Origin of the sequence: Gimesia maris, assembly GCF_008298035.1 — a bacterium.
Lineage (GTDB): Bacteria > Planctomycetota > Planctomycetia > Planctomycetales > Planctomycetaceae > Gimesia > Gimesia maris.
Genome location: NZ_CP042910.1, coordinates 5,583,303 through 5,601,907 on the forward strand (window position 1 = coordinate 5,583,303; position 18,605 = coordinate 5,601,907).

16 protein-coding genes are annotated in these 18,605 nt (G+C 50.1%); 5 read left to right on the forward strand and 11 right to left on the reverse strand.

Annotation, left to right across the window (positions count from 1 at the left end; genetic code table 11):
• Positions 1-94: 94 nt before the first annotated feature.
• Positions 95-2,479, reverse strand: coding sequence for a DUF3604 domain-containing protein (locus GmarT_RS20715; protein ID WP_157158897.1), 2,385 nt, complete (start codon positions 2,477-2,479; stop codon positions 95-97).
• Between the two features lie 225 nt (positions 2,480-2,704).
• Between GmarT_RS20715 and GmarT_RS20720 the strand changes: the two genes are divergently transcribed.
• Together GmarT_RS20720 and GmarT_RS20725 are read left to right on the forward strand one after the other, a co-directional pair.
• Positions 2,705-3,313: a hypothetical protein gene (locus GmarT_RS20720; RefSeq protein WP_002643999.1), complete on the forward strand. Its 609-nt coding sequence runs from the start codon at positions 2,705-2,707 to the stop codon at positions 3,311-3,313.
• A gap of 58 nt (positions 3,314-3,371) precedes the next feature.
• Complete coding sequence (locus tag GmarT_RS20725) at positions 3,372-3,992, forward strand: hypothetical protein (protein ID WP_002643998.1); 621 nt, start codon at positions 3,372-3,374, stop codon at positions 3,990-3,992.
• A gap of 28 nt (positions 3,993-4,020) precedes the next feature.
• On the opposite strand, the gene GmarT_RS20730 is transcribed toward GmarT_RS20725, so the two are convergent.
• Both GmarT_RS20730 and GmarT_RS20735 read right to left on the reverse strand, forming a co-directional pair.
• Positions 4,021-4,425, reverse strand: a complete 405-nt coding sequence (locus GmarT_RS20730; RefSeq protein ID WP_002643997.1) for a DUF4259 domain-containing protein — start codon at positions 4,423-4,425, stop codon at positions 4,021-4,023.
• 31 nt (positions 4,426-4,456) lie between these two features.
• Positions 4,457-4,774 carry a hypothetical protein gene (locus GmarT_RS20735; protein WP_002643996.1) on the reverse strand — a complete coding sequence of 106 codons (318 nt, stop codon included), beginning with the start codon at positions 4,772-4,774 and terminating at the stop codon, positions 4,457-4,459.
• 63 nt (positions 4,775-4,837) lie between these two features.
• On the opposite strand from GmarT_RS20735, the gene GmarT_RS20740 reads away from it, so the two are divergent.
• The gene (locus GmarT_RS20740) at positions 4,838-5,341 is read left to right on the forward strand and encodes a hypothetical protein (protein ID WP_002643995.1); all 504 of its coding nucleotides are present in this window, start codon (positions 4,838-4,840) and stop codon (positions 5,339-5,341) included.
• 105 nt (positions 5,342-5,446) lie between these two features.
• On the opposite strand, the gene GmarT_RS20745 is transcribed toward GmarT_RS20740, so the two are convergent.
• On the reverse strand, positions 5,447-6,136 hold the full coding sequence (locus tag GmarT_RS20745) for a coiled-coil domain-containing protein (protein WP_002643994.1): 690 nt from the start codon (positions 6,134-6,136) through the stop codon (positions 5,447-5,449).
• 409 nt (positions 6,137-6,545) lie between these two features.
• On the opposite strand from GmarT_RS20745, the gene GmarT_RS20750 reads away from it, so the two are divergent.
• On the forward strand, positions 6,546-7,838 hold the full coding sequence (locus GmarT_RS20750; protein ID WP_002643993.1) for an EDR1-related protein: 1,293 nt from the start codon (positions 6,546-6,548) through the stop codon (positions 7,836-7,838).
• 250 nt (positions 7,839-8,088) lie between these two features.
• Here the strand turns inward: GmarT_RS20750 and GmarT_RS20755 are convergent, their stop codons facing one another.
• The 6 genes from GmarT_RS20755 to lhgD all read right to left on the reverse strand — a co-directional run bounded on the left by GmarT_RS20755 (position 8,089) and on the right by lhgD (position 16,013).
• Entirely contained in the window at positions 8,089-10,014 is a 1,926-nt protein-coding gene (locus GmarT_RS20755) for a metallophosphoesterase N-terminal domain-containing protein (RefSeq protein WP_002643992.1), read from the reverse strand.
• Positions 10,015-10,091: 77 nt separating this feature from the next.
• A complete protein-coding gene (locus GmarT_RS20760; protein WP_052301201.1) occupies positions 10,092-10,931 on the reverse strand; it encodes a DUF1559 domain-containing protein in 840 nt (279 codons plus the stop codon).
• 108 nt (positions 10,932-11,039) lie between these two features.
• A complete protein-coding gene (locus GmarT_RS20765) occupies positions 11,040-12,476 on the reverse strand; it encodes a FecR domain-containing protein (protein ID WP_149303182.1) in 1,437 nt (478 codons plus the stop codon).
• On the reverse strand, positions 12,463-13,029 hold the full coding sequence (locus GmarT_RS20770; protein WP_002643988.1) for a sigma-70 family RNA polymerase sigma factor: 567 nt from the start codon (positions 13,027-13,029) through the stop codon (positions 12,463-12,465). The genes GmarT_RS20765 and GmarT_RS20770 overlap by 14 nt, the downstream gene beginning before the upstream one ends.
• A 590-nt stretch (positions 13,030-13,619) precedes the next feature.
• A complete protein-coding gene (locus GmarT_RS20775; RefSeq protein WP_002643987.1) occupies positions 13,620-14,795 on the reverse strand; it encodes a glycosyltransferase family 2 protein in 1,176 nt (391 codons plus the stop codon).
• Positions 14,796-14,813: 18 nt separating this feature from the next.
• Positions 14,814-16,013 (reverse strand): L-2-hydroxyglutarate dehydrogenase, encoded by a 1,200-nt coding sequence (lhgD, locus tag GmarT_RS20780; RefSeq protein ID WP_002643986.1) that lies wholly within the window; start codon positions 16,011-16,013, stop codon positions 14,814-14,816.
• Between the two features lie 123 nt (positions 16,014-16,136).
• On the opposite strand from lhgD, the gene GmarT_RS20785 reads away from it, so the two are divergent.
• Positions 16,137-17,510 carry a dipeptidase gene (locus GmarT_RS20785; protein WP_002643985.1) on the forward strand — a complete coding sequence of 458 codons (1,374 nt, stop codon included), beginning with the start codon at positions 16,137-16,139 and terminating at the stop codon, positions 17,508-17,510.
• Between the two features lie 314 nt (positions 17,511-17,824).
• Here the strand turns inward: GmarT_RS20785 and GmarT_RS20790 are convergent, their stop codons facing one another.
• A complete protein-coding gene (locus GmarT_RS20790) occupies positions 17,825-18,493 on the reverse strand; it encodes a nitroreductase family protein (protein ID WP_002643984.1) in 669 nt (222 codons plus the stop codon).
• Between the last annotated feature and the right edge of the window lie 112 nt (positions 18,494-18,605).

Here is an 18,605-nt window from a genome sequence, read left to right on the forward strand (position 1 = left end):
CGGACTGAATAATTATCACAGTGACTGAGTATAACAGACCGGATCTGCCCTGATGAGACCAATCTGGGTGATAAACGTATCCCGCCCCTCTCATTCAATCTGATTTCGACGGACTCTCGCTGCCGGAAACAGCCACATAATGAGGAGTAGACCAGGCAAGATGGCCATGGGCGACCATCAGATTCCCGGGAAACGCGGGTGCATCTTTATCCTGAACGATCCGCCAGTAGAACCAGTGCTGCCCTGCGGGAAGATTTTCGATCTGATGCGCGGTCTTGAATTCTTTTGTGCCTTTGCCTTCGAATGTTTTGATCTCTTTACCGTTATGAATCAGGGTCGTTCTGACAATTGGACGTGTGCCGGTGGCCTGCAGGGTCAGTTCCACGTCTCCTGTTTCTGTGGTAATCGCTTCTCCCATCAGGGAGCCGTTCGCCCGGGTATCAACGAAAACACGAGAACCATTCGTGGCAAAACAGCGTCGTTTTCTTAATGCTTCCAGGATCGATTCCGCAGTCAGTTCTTCTGCATAGATACCTGTCAATGCGCCGCTGAGTCCCGGTGCGCGACGATGCGAATCTCCACAGGCAACAAATGCCAGCTTGCCGCCTTGATTGAGGATCCCATGAAACAGCTGGGGAACCTGTTGCATATAGTTTCCCCAGCCGGACGTGAGTTCCATTCCGACTTCCACCGGATGCCCCGAGGGTTTGAAAGCCGGGTGCTGAGTCAGTGTAACGCCTCCCGCTTTTTCGACTTCGTAATTCAGGCGGTTAATATCATTTTCGACCTCCATGAATCGAATGACCGGACCGCCGGCTGGCGGATAAATCACACTCCGATGATTGGGGTAAGATCGGTTTTTGTAAGGGTGTGTCCAGTTCCCGGGGTCGGATAACGGCGCGGTCTTCACGCCGGGAATACGGGAAGTCCACTCGTAACCGGGCAGCGAGAGAAACTGTTTCGGTCTGGTAAACGCATTCGCGAAAAAGTTACCCAGCTCGTATTCGTACTGGATTAATGGCACGATATAAAAATCATTATTCGTAAAGACAACCACATCCAGGGCACCCCGGTCGCGGGCATAATAATTTAATTCATCCGGTTCACCTTCCGCGTCGGACGAGAGATTGTTGTGACAATGCATGTCCGCCCAATACAGCTGATAGGTCTTTTCGACCACCTGAATCTGCTGGCGCTCGGTGAGTTCTTCCTGAACGGGAAGTTCGGCTGGTCGCCAGCCCCGCCATTCGGCCTGTTCGAAAGGCGTATGCTGATTCACATCACAAAGCAGACGATGATAGAGGCGTCGTCCCCCCGGATAGACGTTGGAAGCCAGAGTGATAAATTTCCCCTCGGAGACCTGGGCAGGATGCGCCAGATGATAGTCAACCTTCCCCTGGGCGAGCACTACGGTTGGCTGGAGCTGATCCTGCAGGATCTGACGACCGACCAGATCTCCGCGCGGTTGGGCTGTTGAACCACGATGATCTGACTTCCGTTCCCAGAGCAGCCAAACCCCTGATTCATCGGCAAGCAGCATTGGTGTTGTGCGTCGGCCCAGATAACCACTGGTGGCGACGGGCTGCGGTTCGATTTGAGCCACCAGCCCCTGCGTCAGTTCAGCGGCGACTGTGTTTCCTGCTGCGCCAGGAATCTGGCGCCAGCCGTCCTTAGTCCGTTTTGCGACGTGCAGCGTATGCCATTGACTGACAACTCCCGGCCCGCCAATCACGTCCTGCTTCTGTAACCATGCCGCGTAGAGCCCCTGATCGGTGTATAACAGTGTGGGTTGCAGGCAATGCATGTCAGTCGGCGAGATCGCTTCAATCGGGCCTTGTCCGCCAATCAGATTGCGGCCGACTACACGATAATAATTCTGCTCATATTGATCCCAGACCAACCAGAGATTCCCATCCGGTTTGAACGCCAGTGCGGGCCGAAACGCATTTCCCTCCGTATCCGATTCGGTCCGGGGCGGCAGCCAGCGAATTCCCTGCAGCGAGCGGGTCTGAATCCGAAACCGGGACTGCTGCAGGCCGCTCCAGGCGACCGTCATGACATGCTCGGAAACACGTATCGCTGTGGGATGAATTGCCTGGTACTGCTTACCGGAAATGGGAACGGTTTTCTGCCAGACCCCGGAGCGACAGAGACGCCCTAATATTCTCCAGCCTTCGGGACGTTTGGCAGACCAGATCACCCACAGATCTGTTTCATTCAAAGAGACCACCGTCGGATGCCCGTGCACACTGCCTTCCTGACTGACCGTCTGCAGTGGTCCGGGAGTGCCATTGGCGGCGATGACTCGCAGCAGGATCTGATCGCGACTCTCTTTGAAAGCCGTCCAGGCAACGCACGTTGTACCATCGGACAAAGTGATCGCAGAGGGATGTGAATCGTAGGTGCTGCTCTCCGTATTGATAACGGCATCGGCAGACAGTTTAGAGAGATCAACAGACGATGGTTCTGCTGTAGACAATTCCCGTGCAGTGCTTATCAAGCTTAAAAATACAACCATCGATAATACAGATTGAGTGTTCACAATGTGGGCTCTCTACTGGTAACGTGGGTGGTTCGGACCTTTGAGTCTGTAGTTCCCGTCTGATGCTGCCGTTGATTGTAACAAGATTTCATTATGGTTGATAAATCACCTGTGATATAATTAATGCTTTCATTCTCTTTATTATTATCTGGAGACGAACCCATGAAACAGAAACTGATTCTAGCGACAGTACTCTGTTCCGGCATCCTGATCTCTGCCGGTACGATACTTTGGAATTCTAATTCAGGACAGCGATCTGGTGAGAATTCACAGTCTCATTCAAATTCGAAACAGCAGAAATCAGGGAACCCGATATTCCCGAGCCTCCGCGCTGGTTTTGACAAAACGGGGGAGATCCTGAGAATCACCGGCAAGGAAACCAAACAGGGGCAATCCATCATTCAGACATCGCGTACCAGCCGAGAGGTATTTGAGTGGATTTTGAAACAGAACCCACGCAAACTGCATTTTGAAATCGTGTATTTGAATGACGCAGATATGGCACTCCTGGAGCAATTGTCGGAACTGGAGGAAATCACGCTTAAAAATACCAATGCGGGTGACCAGACTGTTTCCCATCTCCTCAAAATCAAATCATTGAAACGACTGTCGATTCAAAATGGTAACATTACTGACCAGTCGGTATTTCTTTTTTCACAAATGACAGGTCTGGACTCACTCTCACTGAAAGAAAATCGCTTCCTGCCCTGGAAGTCCTATCAGATCCTCAAAGATCTTTTACCCGATACGAAAATTGAGAAATTTATTTAATTTGTATTCAAGATTTTTCAAACGGAAAGCAACAGCCCCCTGTCAGTGAGATAATAAGATGAAACCGAACATCATTATAGCAGCCGTTTTGATCTTTTTCTTAACCAGTGCCATGCAGGCTGACTTCCCTGCACAGCAGGGAAAGGATACACAGGAGACCGTGCTCCCCGCTCCACAGCAGAATTCGTCGGCTGTTAAAAAAGACCTCGTTTTCGAGTATCCGTCAGCTGGTTTAACCATCGGACTTCATGAGAATCGCACAGCCTTAAGGATACTGGGAGACGGGACTATGATCAGTCCCCCCTTTTATCAGACGTCGCGAATCAACAGAGCATTATTTGAGTGGGTGAGTACTCAGAAGCAGCTTAAAAAGATCACTCTGGAAATGGTGGTCTTCGATGATAATGATCTGTCCCAGTTGCAAAAGCTGCCAGAACTCGAACAGTTTTCTCTGAATGGAACCAGTCTCGGAGACCAGGGAGTCGGGCACATATCTAAAATGAATTCTATCTCTGGTATAGCAATTAATTATGGCTTGATCACGGATCACTCCATCCCTTACCTGTTGCAGATGAAGAAGCTGACCTATCTGACGATAAACCGCAGCCGATTTTTTCCACTGAATGCCGCGACAACACTGCAACAGGGATTACCGGAAACACAAGTTCAAATTTATTAATAGTCACTCAAATAGATAAATCGCCTGCTCAGGCATTAAACGCATGAATCATGCCCTCAATATTACCTTTCCATTCGGGGTAGTCTGTACTGTTTTCTGACCAGAGTTCATTCAATTCCGAATTCTTCGAAAGCACTCGATTCAACGCTAGTACACAGACTGGCTTTAAGTCGGTTACATCCAGACCCCGATGGTTCTGGACCCATTCCTGATATTCGAGAGGCGGGTTGTCTCTGACTTCATACAAAAGCGAATACACGGTTTCCGCGGCTCCCAGAATCGAACAGCAATCATCATACTCCAGGTAGTCATCGGTTTCTTCCGGCGTTAAGGATTCGCGTAGAAACTGAACCGTGTTTTCGGCAGCGTACAGGTCGTATGCCCAGTCACAGGTGCTGTCATCTTCAAATGTAGTACATCCCCAGGCGCCCATCGAATTCTCCACTCATGTTGTTTATTTTGATTTAACCATCGATGATCGTGCCGTCCGCATGAGCCGTACGGCTGTGCAACAAGGCTCCTTTTTCATCATACTCGTTATGGAATTCCTGATCCTGCTTTCCCTGCAAATCAAATATCACTCCTGTCACAAAGCAAATCTTCTGTTGAACGCGATAAGCATCCTCATCGATAAGCGGATGCGAGTTGCTGTAGTATTCGTCCACAGGGAGCGATAATTTGAAGAGTGACCTGTGTGAAATGTCAAATGCTTCCAATAGCACTGAAGCCGCAGGCCCAGACTGAGGTTCTGTAGATTCCCTTTGCAGATCTGATTTTTTCATTACGAAAAATGTCCGTCGCAACTCATTGAATACATGATATGATCATACTCAGGAAATCATACCATGAACAATGAACCGTTACAGAAAAAAAAGACTGCATTTTATGCTTCGAAATGGTTTTTTCATAGCTGTTGTACGCTGGCGTTACTCACTTTTCTCGGGTTCATGATCTGGCCCTTTTATGCCTATCCGCCCTCACATCGGGAAGACGCGCGTACCTTAAAAACGATCTTTGCCATGACTCCCCAGTTTCTGGTAGAACAGCATTGTGATCTGACGGAATTGAAAGGGCCTGTGCAATTTGAGGACTCGCCAGAATGGTCTGAAACTTCGAACAGCCCTTTTAACTGGTTCACTCAACCGGTGTCCGGTGATCCGATGCTGGTGCTGCATCCCCGCTTGATAAAACCAGAAACGCGACCGGTTGATTTTGTCGAACGCTTTTATGTCGCAGCCCGACTACCGGACCGTCATCAAGGTCGCTGGGTCCTGCTGAATACGGGAGAGCCTCGCTATGTGAAAGATGCCAGGATCCAGTGGGACACTCAGACGATTGCAGACCAGTGAGATCAAATATCTTGCTTTAGACAGAGATTAATATAAAAAACAACCCGGGCCTTGCGATCCGGGTTGTTAAATCGTGAATGCGGACTGATCCGTTTATTTCGTGGTTTATTTGTTGATCAGCGTTTTCACTTTATCAAGTTCCTGCTTGGCTTTCTGCAGGTTCTGTTCTGCTTCGGCGATATCTTCCTCTTCAGCTGCCAGTGATTCTTCTGCGTCTTTCACTGCTTCCTGAGCATCTTCTTTGTCGGCTTCACTGGTTTCACTCAGCTTCTTTTTCGCAGCAGCGAGAGTCGCTTCCGCTTCGGTGACTTCAGCCTGTTCTTCTTTCAAAGCTTTTTCGGCTTCCATCACGTTTTCCTGAGCGTTCTTCAAAGCTTCCACTTTCGTTTCGGCTAATCGGTTTCGCGCTTCCGTCACACGTTCTTCAGCCTCTTTTTTTGCTTCCGCAACATCTTCCGCGTTGGCTTTCCGGGCCTGAGCAAGTGACTCGTCCAGCTCACGCTGTGCTTCATTCACATCGCGCATTTCTTCGCTGACTTCAGCCGATGATTCACGTTCCTGACGGGCTTCCTGAACGTCTTGCATTTCTTCCCGAATGTTTTCGGTGCCGACGCGTCTGGTTTCGTGCATTTCAGCAGTCGCTTCCTGTTCGGCCTGAGCGATCTGCTCCTGGCCTTCCATCTTGGCTTCGTCCACATTCTTGCGGGCCTGCTCAATGGACTCTGAGTTTGTCTCACAGCCTACCAGAACCAGGGCAGCGAGTGCCGATGCAGAGCTTAGTTTCAAAAATGACATGTTTCTCTCCTGTAAATTGTTCAATTATATTTGGCTGGGGTATTTGGCTGGGCTTCCCCACGTGAGCCTTGTTTGTATCTGGTGATATCTCCTGTACCTCACTTCGTTGTGAATACAGTTATGCAGATTCTATGCCAGTATTCAGCAACCCCTCAGAAACAGGGGGTAAAAACATTTCAGTACGTCAAATCGACATTCCTGTCGAACGATCAGCATCCAGTCAGGTCGTTTAGCGTACACAAAAAAACCGGTTTGCCCGTCTGCAGGAAAGAACGACTCTGGTCAAATATGAATTCCCGAAGCGCTTTCTTGATTCGTAATTTGACATGCAATACGATTTCGAAAACCTGAACCGTCTCAGAGCCGCCAGCGACCCAAACAAATATGCTTTGAAAATGGACCGAACCACATGCGTCGTACCCAATTCGCCAGCCCTCTCATCTTTCTTGTTTTAATGCTGTTCGCATCCCGGGCCGGGGCACAAACCACCCTGATTCCATTTGGCAAGCACAGCACATGGCGGTACCAGGATGATGGCCAACCGTTGGCTCCCAACTGGATTGAGCCGGAATTTGATGATTCAAACTGGAAATCCGGTACTGCACCGCTGGGTTACGGGGAAGCAGATATCAGTACCACGCTAAGCTTCGGCAGCGTACCACAGCAGAAACCGATCACAGCTCGTTTTCGACATTCGTTTCAGATACCAGACGCCGACCAACTCAAACAGCTGGTATTCATGATTCGCAGCGACGATGGCTGTGTTGTTTATCTGAACGGGAAAGAAATTCTCAGGCACAATCTCCCCCAGGGTCAAATTACAGCAGACACGCGTGCTTTGAAGCGATCCGACGGTCTGGAAGAACGTCTCTACCAGTATTTTAAAATCGATGCGGTTCAGCTGGTATCCGGCGCGAATGTAGTAGCAATTGAAGTTCATCAGGTGGATCCCCGCAGCAGCGACCTCTTTCTGGACCTGGCTTTGCGGGGATATCCTGATGATGATTCCTTACGTCCGAAAATGCGGGAACAGGCGCGACAGGCGACCGTCGATTATCAATCAAAACATTTTGTCGGGCCGAAAATCAAGATTATGGACGGTTATGTCGACGGTGGTCGGGGAATGAAGCTGGATGAAAAGGGACAGGCATTTTCTCGGCGCGAGCTGATTATCGTCGACCGCCAGCGTGACGCCGCCCTCAAACAACATCTGGATTTCGCTCATTCCGAGGAATTAAAAGCATTAGAGCCACTTCACCGGGCGACGCGACTGGCGAAATATGTGGATCGGAATATGTCACTCGATAAAAACAATCGCTGGAGTACCCCGGCAGTCGTCCTGCTGACCAGGGAATATGCGAATGAGGGAGTACTGCTGGGCGATGTGACTCGGCTGTGTGGCGCGGGTGTCTGTCGCCATCGGGCCCTGCTGTTCAAACTGCTGGCCGACGAGGCGGAACTCGACGTGGCGCTGGTCCGCGGTAATTATGGTGATGCCAGCCGTGTGGGCGGACATGCCTGGAACGAATTGTACCTGCCCGACGGCAGACGCTTCATCATTGACACGATGCAGCGACGCATCGAGCTATTAGGAACAGATGGCAGCCAGACCAGCAGCCGCTACCTGACGGTCAAAAATAAACCCTGGTACCAGAACGCAGAACCCGTTGAGGCGAAGCAGCCTAAAAAAATTGCGAATTGAGCCATCCCCCTTCAATACAGGTTCTTTTTCAGCACGTCCAGCTTAAACGACTCAGAGCCAACCATCACCTGATACACAATACCTATGAGAGAAATGATACAGAGAGTCTAGTAGATAAGCTGGATTCTGATTAAGTCAGACTTAGACTGTGTCCAGTTTTACTATAGCGGCTCCAGAGCCATTTGGAGCGAGTATAATAGATTGAGAGACGCTATGGTTAAATGTGACGCGATCTTGCTCAGGACACAAATTATTCAGCGTCGTTCAACACAAAACAGAAGCGACTTTGCTTACGCTGAAACGGATTCCCCACCAGTTCTGGAGAATCCCCTACGAGATAACCTCCCCAGTCGACTGCTCCAGTTCCCCAATGTGCGGCTTTTACTTTTCTGACCGCCGTGTCTCTTGGGTCCCGCAGCTGGTTCTTTCCGATTTTGAGAACAGGACTGCCGAGAGTCATCCCATCAGCGGGATCAGAAAATTTAAACGAAAGTGTATTGGCTGCGTGCAGTTGTGAAGCCTTGATCGGAAAAGAATACGCTTTACGCGTGTTGGCGGGGATCGATCCAACAACCTCTTCGTTGAATAAGACTTGAACCTTGCCGGTCGGCGTCTTCTTAATCTTAGCGTTTGAGATGCGCGCTCCGACTGAAAATTCCAGAATGGCATCAGGCCAGTTGCCTGCGGGTTTCGCACCGTTGGCCACGACGAATTGTCTGTCGCGAATTTCAGTGGCAAGATTGCTTCTGACCTGAAAATTGAGATGTCCATCCGGCAATGAAGCCGAATCTACGGTGACAGCGTACTGTTTTCGATAAAAGGGTTGACCCGTTTCCCGCATCGGTTTCCAGTCTGTACCATTCAGTGAATATTCCAGGAATTCCCCCGGCTCAGGCTGCACCAGATGTGCCTGCACTTCAGTTTTCCCTTGCCAGTCGGCACCAATACGAGGCGACACGATGGCGATGCGCTGTCCCAGTCCCTTATAGAAATAATCCATTTCCTCGCCGACAACGCGATAAATCAGGTAACCCTGCGGAGACAGATCCGGACAAAGCTGTTCCGTTTTGGGATTCCACCAGCAGCCGGCCAGAGCGCCCCCCGTACGAAACGGGACCGGCTGGGTTTTCTCACTAACGACATGGTCATCACCCAACAGTTGAAAACGGATATCGTGCTGTTGCGCCATTTTTGTAAAATCGGGACAGTATTCTGTCAGATCGTGTTCTGAAGTGGTCACGACATAAGTCCCCGGGCTGCGCTGCTGCAGATCCTGATTCATCCACGCCGTATGCATTGGTTGAACCTGGAGCGTCGGGTAGTCCCGTTTCTTCCCATTTACAGTCAGTTTTCGCTTACCCAGGTGATAACAGTAATCGACTGAGACAAAATGGATCTTACCATATTCAAACGAAAAGAAATGCGGGCCAAGGTACTCCCAGAAAAGAGGCTTGGCACAACGATGGTCGCCTCGCGGAAATTCATCAAGACGATACACTGAATCCGTGTGATCGCCGGCCACATTATAATAAGGCATCGTCAGATGATTCATGATGCCCGTATAATTTTGGAAGCCGGCGCGTCCATTGGCGGGACTGCTCAACAGCGCTTTGGACAGATTCAGCAGATCGCCACTGTTGACCACAAACCGTGGTTTCGGAGTCAGTTTATTTGCTTCCTCAACGAAACGGCTCAATCCTTTGAGAGCGACAGGATCCTTGGAGATATGCGTGTCGGTAACATGGATGAATATGAATTCGCGCTCGTCATCTACGGCTGGTTTGAGTTCGAAATTCACCTCACCCGCCAGCGGTTTGTACCAGTCCCCCTGAATATCATAACCCGCGGGACGCGTCACATTGATAAACACGGCAGCTGGATTCGGTTTCAATTCATAAGCGCCCTGCGCGTCTGTTTTGACAACGGAATACCCGTCTGAAACACTCACCCCCGGCAAACCGGAGGCTGTGCCAGACGCATGCAGCATCAGCTTTCCGGTAATCACCGCAGGAACCTTAGCTCCGTAATTCGGCTGAGGCGTTTCTTTCGGAAGCAGCTTCAACGTTTGAGAAACATCCGTTGTGCCAGGCGTTCGTTCCGCTGACACGAGGATATCTGGAGCTGTCATCACTCCAGCGGCGATGACAATAAAACCAAGAAATAAATAGAAGCGCATTACCTGACTCTCCGTTTTTCAAAACTGTATTCCAGCGACATTCCGACGATTCAAAAGCGAACGATTAAGACCGTCGCTTAGAATTCGCCCAGTATCTCGCCACCATTATAGGTTCCTAATCCAGTATAGATATCTCCACTGATATTTTCTGAGAGAAACCTCACACGTCCGTCAGCAAAGACAAAGTGGCATCCACCAACGTGCACACTGCTGAAGCCATCGTCCACATCCGGACCGTTGATCCGATACGTATCATTGGCATTGGAGAGAATGTCACGGGAGTTAGATGACTTCCCGACCCACAACCCGCCTTTATGATTTTGCGTATCTGATTCGCCTACGATTAAGGTATTACTGGCTCCATCCGTGAAATCACGTAACATGCGTTTCTCCGGATGAAAAGTGGGAGTTCCAGCGTAATAAGTCAGGACAGAACGTAGTGCTTTGTAATTTGATTTACCGTAAGAGCCGGTAATTTTTGTATTGATGCCTCCCGAGGGGTCTGAAGGACAATTAAAAACGGGCAAGCTTACTTTTGCAAAACCTGAGCTGTCAGTCATGGGAGTCAGCGTGGTCCAGAAAACATTCATCGCACCCGTTTCGCTGATTTTCTGATACAGGGTCGCCTGATCCATATACGGCAGCAGAAACATTGACCAGCCCAGATTATTGCCCGAAGTCACTCCCCCCACAACCTGATCCACATAACAGGGCGGAAATGAGCGGTGCGTATCGTGATAGTTGTGGAGTGCCAGGCCGATTTGTTTCAGATTATTTTTGCAAGTGCTGCGGCGGGCGGCTTCGCGTGCCTGCTGAACGGCGGGTAACAGCAAGGCAATCAGAATGGCAATGATGGCAATCACTACCAGCAATTCAATCAGTGTAAATCCGGTTCGCTTTTTTTGCATTAGTTTCATCATCTTCTCCTGTGAAATAAATTAAGGGAACTCACTTTTCGATCCCCTTGCTGCCATACAGATTTAGTATTCCATCTGCTTTGTGTTTGTTAAAATTTTCGTAATTTGTCACTCATCCACTGCCACTAAAACTCGCATTGCATTCATATTTCGATGTCCCTGGTTTCTGGATAAGACCCAGTTCAGGGAAAGGGTTCGCATGTCTGGCAACAGGCTGACTTCATCTTCGGCGGTACGGAGATTCTTTTTCTTGCCATTACCGAGATATTCAACTTCAGGGTGACCGAGTATCTGATCTGTCTGCTGTAGCAGCATATCTGTCTGCAGGATACCTAAGATCCTGTTTTGAAATTGAAGCTGTCCTTCCAGTTGAATCCGCGTTTGTGTTTTGGAAAATTGCGGATCTCCAGGATGAAAGGCATCGTGATGAACGTAATAAACGTCTACCCGAGTCCCTTTTTTAATGACGCCGGCTTCAAATTGTGACTGACTCGCCTTGCCCGATGCATCCCGTTCTTTACCTGGAACAGGGGCATTACAGTTGATGTCGACGGGTAAAATGAAACTCTGCCGCTCCTGAAACACGAACATATTATCGTTTGAAGTCAATTTAGTGACCGCGACACTTTCTGGCAGGTTTGACAACAATTTCAGATTACCGGCGAGCTGCTTAATGCGTGATTGATAACACAGGCAAGCTCCAAACAGGGAATCCGATTCCGTCTGGCTTTCTACCAGATTTCCGCCGGGTTCCAATTTTGAAGACTGTCCTGTCAACAAGAGTTGCGGTAAACGAGGTGTTGCTGTTGTTTCTGTCTCCTGGCAGCTGACAGCGCCTTGGAAAACATGCACTTCCGCACCGCCGGTTTCGTCAACAAAGAATCCGAACCGCGTGCCGAGGTCCACAACATTCATGCGAGGAGATTGTATTTCGAAGCCAATTGCCCGCTGAGGGACGTCAGCTGTCATCGTTCCCTGTGACAAATACAACTCATTTGAGTTCAACAAATGAAACCGGGCAGGACCTGCGACCAGCACATCAACACCAGAATTCATTTTCAAGCGCAGGATACCCTGATTTAAATTATACTCCCGACGTGTCTGCAAATGCTCATCAACTTTGCAGAGCACATCCAGAGACTTTAACTCTCCTCCCGTGATCTCTTTAAAAGTCGCCGCATTGTAGATCAAAGAAGTTTCATTTTCTGACCTCGAAGACGTAACCCTTTCTGAGATCGAGTGAGGCAGCCCCAATACATATCCCAGCGTGACGGCCACCACGAGCATGAGCGCAATCGAAAAATATCGGCGAAGCAGAGATTTCTTGCGATCAGGTGTCTCCCCAACCAGCTTATGTATCCAGACTCGGGACTTCTGAACTTCGACCCATTCACGAATGACCTTTTCTTCACAGGAGATCTCGATCAGCAAACGCGCCAGATCCTCTTCTGTACAAATTCGATATTCGAGTGCCTTGACTTCGTCTACTTCTAAATCAGAAGCAAGGTAGGTTTCGAGCAGATCTCGATCATCAGACTGAATCATATGACACCTCCGATGATCTGTCTGGCGATACCTCTGACGTCACCTGTTTCTCCACACAGTTTCGAAGTAAGGTCTTGATTCGTTTCAGACGAGAATAAATAGAATGCAAACTCTTCCCATAGCGGGAAGCAATGTCAGAGATATCTTCACTGGATCCGTCATACCTGGTCAGAATTAATTCCCGACTGAACCCCGGCAGTTTGTCGAGGCATTTCATCAGTATTTCACGAAAATTTAATCGTGAATGATTTTCTTCCACCTGGTCAACGGCGTCTGCCAACGCAGCGACGACATGCGGGTTAAACGGTTTCTCTTTTTTCTGATTTTTCAGATGCGCCAGCACCTGATGAAAGGCAATTTCACGTACCCAGGGAAAAAAGGAATCCCGATTCTTAAGCTGATCAAAGGACTCAATGGCGATCACGCAAACATCATGCAGAATATCTTCCGCTTCGGTATGGTTTCTCACACAGGAAAAGATATACCCGTACAGGGCAGTCCTGTGCTGCAAGAGCAATCGTGTTCGAACCGAAAGGTAATTATCAATATTCATTTCACTGATTCATCTAACAAAGTTACTGGTAGATCTCTGCGTATTATTAATGAGAAAGAAGCCACTCGAATTAGGCAGAATATCTTTCAAATTTTCGAAATTGTTTCGCTTTAATCCCAAGACGCATCATAGAGCTAACTCCAGGTTCCAATTTAGTTTATGAATTTTCCATGAAGGTCAGCGGCTGCGGTTCTAAGCATCTCAGGCTGAGCTGACGATACGAACCCGTTTGCAGTCAATCGCATCGACTGTTACATGTGGCTACAGACTTCGTTGTGCCAGTTGTATGTCACGATAAATTACAGGCGGGAAATTGCATTAGCCAACTTTGTACACCTTGGAGAAAAACACGGCTCCACAACTGTGTTCTTATTGATTCCTGATTAAAATAAACCTGATGCAGATTCAACGTAAACTCGATGAATTTCCTGATTCAATAGATCCTGTGAATCAATGGAGACGGGTGACTGCAATGACTGCTACAGATAGACCAACAGTGGTTCTCTGTAGCACTCACGACCACAGGCACAAACCAACAGTGGCACACATTCGTGTGTTCAAGATTCGAAAACCGTAGCTTAAAACGATGTTTAATACAGGTTCTTCTTCAACACATCGAGCGGATAAATGGTGTCGCGCCAGCGGACGCCGCCGTTTTTGAGAGTAATCCAGGCGGAACGCCAGATGGCAAATGCAAGTGCCAGCGACGAGAAGAACAGCAGCGGCGTCACGCGAAGACCGGATGAGAACAGAACCGCAATCGTGGCATAGCAGAGATGCAGCAGGCCGATGGTAATCAGAAAGCCGATCGTCTGTGATAGCGGGTACAGAAACGGGACGATAAACGGGGCGATAAAAAACAGGAGAAACACCAGCGTTGCCAGAGAGACCCATAACACAGAATAATGAAACGACGCGAACGAGTTTTTCTCGACGCCGGTAATCACACCCCACGCAGAAGGCTGCCAGCGGACCTTGAGCTGTTCAATCCCCAGGTAAAAATCCTGCCTGTAATAATAGTTTTTGATCAGCTTGCCGAGCTTGATGTCGTCAAGCACATCCAGTTTGATAGCAGCGTGGCCACCAACCTGTTGATACACTTCGGTCCGGACCAGATTGAAGGCGCCGATGCCGATGTATGCGAAGTGCCAGCGGGTCGGAACCAGCCAGAGAAACATGCCGCCGGTCAGCAGGAAACCGAAAAATGTAATGAAGGCCATCTCCAGCAGCCCGCCGCGTGCCAGTTGAGGCAGCAGACAGAGATGATCCAGTTTCTGATGCAGGAAGACACGCGTCGCTTCTGAAATGGCCTGGGGATCGAAAATGATATCGCCGTCGGTAAACAGCAACAGTTCGCCGGTTGCCTGTTTGGCGGCCTGATGCATGGCGTGTGATTTCCCCAGCCAGTCGGCAGGCAGATCTGTGATGTGCACGATCTGCATGTTGACGCGGTCCTGCTCTCTGGCGCGCTGTGCAACCTGTTCCATGATCTCACCCGTGTCGTCTGTCGAGCGATCATTGACGGCGATGATTTCCAGCCGGGGATAGTCGGAGGCGAGTAATGATTTGAGTGTCAACTTGATGGTTTCCGCTTCGTCTTTGGCGGGCACGATGACGGAGATCAGGGGCCACTTTTCTGGAATTTCCGTCGCGGGCAGACAGCGGGTAATGCGTTTGCGGATCATCATCAGTAACGAAGGAACCAGCAGGATCGTCCAGAAGACAACGGTGGCGTAGCCCCAGTAAGTGATGATCGATGCCTGCATCGTGTGGTCTTCTCTCCGTTATTGAATCCGTCGGGCCAGCAGATCCGTGATCATTGATCCGATCCGTAAAGAGGATGTCGCAGCCGGCGAAGGTGCATTTAAAACATTAATCATGCGATCGGATTCATCAATCAGAAAGTCATCTACCAGAGTTCCATCCGGCCCGAGCGCCTGGGCACGCACGCCCGCGGGGGCCGCTTCGAGGTCGTCTGCTTTGATTTCGGGAATCAGTCGCTGCAGTTCACGCACGAATGCCGGTTTGCTGAACGACCGCCACATCTCTTTCAAGCCGGTCTTCCAGTATTTGAATGCCATCTTGCGAAACCCGGGATACGTTGCCGCTTCGAACAGATCCCCGATATTGATACTGGTTCTCGTATAGCCTTCCCGCGCAAAGGCCCAGACGGCATTGGGGCCGCATTCGACGCCGCCGTGAATCATTCTGGTGAAATGCACGCCGAGAAAAGGGAACTCGGGATTGGGAACCGGATAGATCAGCGCTTTGCAGAGATGTTCTGCCTCCGGTTTGAGCACATAATATTCGCCGCGAAACGGGACGATTTTGGATTCCGGTTTCGAACCGCCCATCCGGGCCACGCGATCGCTGAACAGTCCGCCACAGTTAATGACCTGCTTTGCGGTAAAGTCCCCCTGTTTAGTTTTGACGGTGATTGAGTCGGCGTGATGCTGGATGCCCGTGACTTCGGCGCCGGTCAGGATCTGATTGTCTTTTTCCTGAATGCGTTCGGCCAGCCGTGCGGAAACCTGTTTGTAATCGACGATGCCGGTTTCCGGAACATGGATACCTCGGATGCCGGCGACGTGTGGTTCGAGTTCGTTGACGCGTTCCTCGCCAATCATTTCACAGGTGACGCCATTCTGTTGTCCCCGTTCAAAAATGCGATCCAGGGCGGAAAACTCCCGCTTGTCGATCGCCACAATGACTTTGCCGCATTGATCCCAGGGAATTTCTTCGGCATCACAGAACGCTTCCATCGCACGTTTGCCTTCGCGACAGTTGATGGCCCGGAGTGAACCCGGTTTGTAATAGATTCCGGAATGCAGCACACCCGAATTGTGACCGGTCTGATGCTGGGCAACCTGACTTTCTTTTTCGAGGATCAGAATTGATTTGTCCGGAAACCGCTGACTGATCTGCCAGCCGGTTGCCAGACCGATGATTCCCCCACCAATTATTGCAACATCTACTGTTTTCATGGATGACTTCTATACTCAAATGATCCACGGGGACTTATACTCAAATTTCAGAACATCATTCGTGGAGTCTCTCTCACCTTCAATGATATCATAACTTAGCAGGATCAAGGTTACAGGAAAACAATGGTTGAGCAAGTTCGCAGTTATTTAGAGCAACATCAGGATCAGGCTGTCAGTGAACTGATCGAATTCTTGAAAATCCCCAGTGTGAGTGCCGACTCGACATTGAAATCGGAAACGAGGCGCGGAGCCGAGTTTGTACTGAAACAGCTGGAAGCCGCTGGCATCGAAAGCCGCCTGGTGGAAACCGCCGGACATCCGATTGTTTACGGCTCCTGGAAAAAAGCAGCCGGAAAACCGACCGTACTGGTATACGGCCATTACGATGTGCAACCCCCCGATCCTCTGGATCAATGGACAACGCCCCCCTTTGAACCAGACATCCGCGACGGACACATTTATGCCCGCGGGGCGACCGATGACAAAGGGCAGATGTATACACACATCAAATCAGTTGAAGCCTGGATGAAAACGCACGGCGAGCTGCCGGTCAACGTGGTCTTTGTGATTGAAGGCGAAGAAGAAGTCGGCAGCGACAACCTGGACCGTTTTCTGGCCGAGAACAAGGATCTGGTAGCCAGCGATATCGCGGTCATCAGCGATACCAGTCAGTATGGTCCGGGGCTGCCCGCGATTACCTACGGACTGCGAGGCATTCTGGCCTGCGAAGTGATTGTCCGCGGACCCCGCCAGGATCTGCACAGTGGCGTGTTTGGTGGTGCGGTGACCAACCCGGGCAATGGTCTGGCGAAAATGATCGCCGCACTGCACGATGATCAGGGGCGAGTGCAAATCCCCGGCTTTTATGACGGCGTGCTGGAACTGACACAGGAAGAGCGCGAGCAGTTTGCAGCATTGCCTTTTGATGAAGCCACCTTTATGAGCAATCTGGGTGTGAATGCAGTCGCCGGCGAAGCGGGCTTTACGACGCTGGAACGCCGCTGGGCACGACCAACGTGTGATGTGAACGGCATGATCTCGGGTTACACGGGCGAAGGCCCCAAAACGATTGTCCCCGCTCAGGCGCGCGTGAAGATCACGTGCCGCCTGGTTCCCGATCAGGATCCCAAAGCATTGACGAAAGCGCTGGAGCAGTTTCTACGCGATCAGCTGCCGCCAGGACTGACGATGGAATTCATCGACTTCCACGGCTGTCGCGGCCTGGTCTTTGATTTCAATAGTCCTTATATGACAGCCGCCCGTTCGGCCATTGAACAGGCATTCGGAACGGCCCCCGTGATGATCCGCGAAGGTGGCTCCATTCCAGTCGTCGAAACGTTTCAGTCGCTGGTCGGCGTCGAAACGCTGCTGCTGGGCTGGGGACAGAATACGGATAACCTTCATAGCCCCAACGAACGCTTCTCGCTGGAATCGTTTCGCCAGGGAACACTGGCCAGCGCCCTGCTCTGGCAGGAACTGTCTGAGATTCAGGCGTGAGTTTTTATTACCACGAAATTCACTAACCTGTATGACTCATGGATAAATAATATTTGTCATGGGTGGTCCCGAATGCAATTCGGGATTGCTGAAAGCAACAGGAAACTGTCAGGGTATTTGATCGATTTTAAATATCACATCAACCTTTATCGATCACTCAAAATCACGATCCATATTCATTGTTCTGGTTCTCTGTCAGATTCCTGCTCGCTGCGCTCGGCCCGAATTTTATTCGAGCCCCCCCAATACGTGTGAGTGAAAATTGAGTGAGGAATACGAATCGAAAAAAGTGGACTTGCCTCATTGGGGTGTTCTCAAAGGTTCACTTCGCGTATCCACTGATCGCTGCGGTCGTTTCGCAGACTGCCCGGTTTGCGCTCTCTGGTATCGTCTCGCATCTCCGGATACTCAATGAAGACGGCTGCCAGTAATTTTTCCTGTGCGGGAATGCCCAGATACTGGAACATCTCCGGTCCCTTCAGTTTTCCGCCACTCGACCAGTAGTTTCCCATATCGTGCGCGGTCAGCATCAGTAACAGATTCTGGACCATGGCCGAAGCGGCCGCCAGGTGTTCTTCGTCTCGAGCCAGTAACGTTTCCCGTTCGACTTTTGAATCCTGCTGTACTTCTGAAGCAGAGACCTCAGGCAGCCAGGTCACCAGGACCAGTGCACTGCAGGCGGCTGCCAGCCGGGGCTCTTTGGAGGTGACGTTCAATTCATCACGCATATAAATCGCAGCCTGTTTTGCCTGCTCATCCCATAAAACATGGGCACGCCACGGTTCTGCTAAATTATCGACTTTGCGTGGATAGTGAAACGGAGCCCAGCCCGCGGTCTTGATCGCCTGCAGTACGATCTCGCGATTGCGTTCTGCAATATCAGCGGGAACAGGCTGATGTGCTTCAATATCACACAGAACTTTTTCTGTTTTGCGATCCTGGATGATGGTTTCTACTGTCTCGGGTGTCGATTTGTCGGGCATCGTTGGTCCTTCAAGTCTCTTCACATGGCAAAGCGGGCGATTGTTATCTCAATTTGATGATCACTGTGAGTTGAGAGTGTAAGTGACTGAATTTTCAGAGACAAGTACCGCG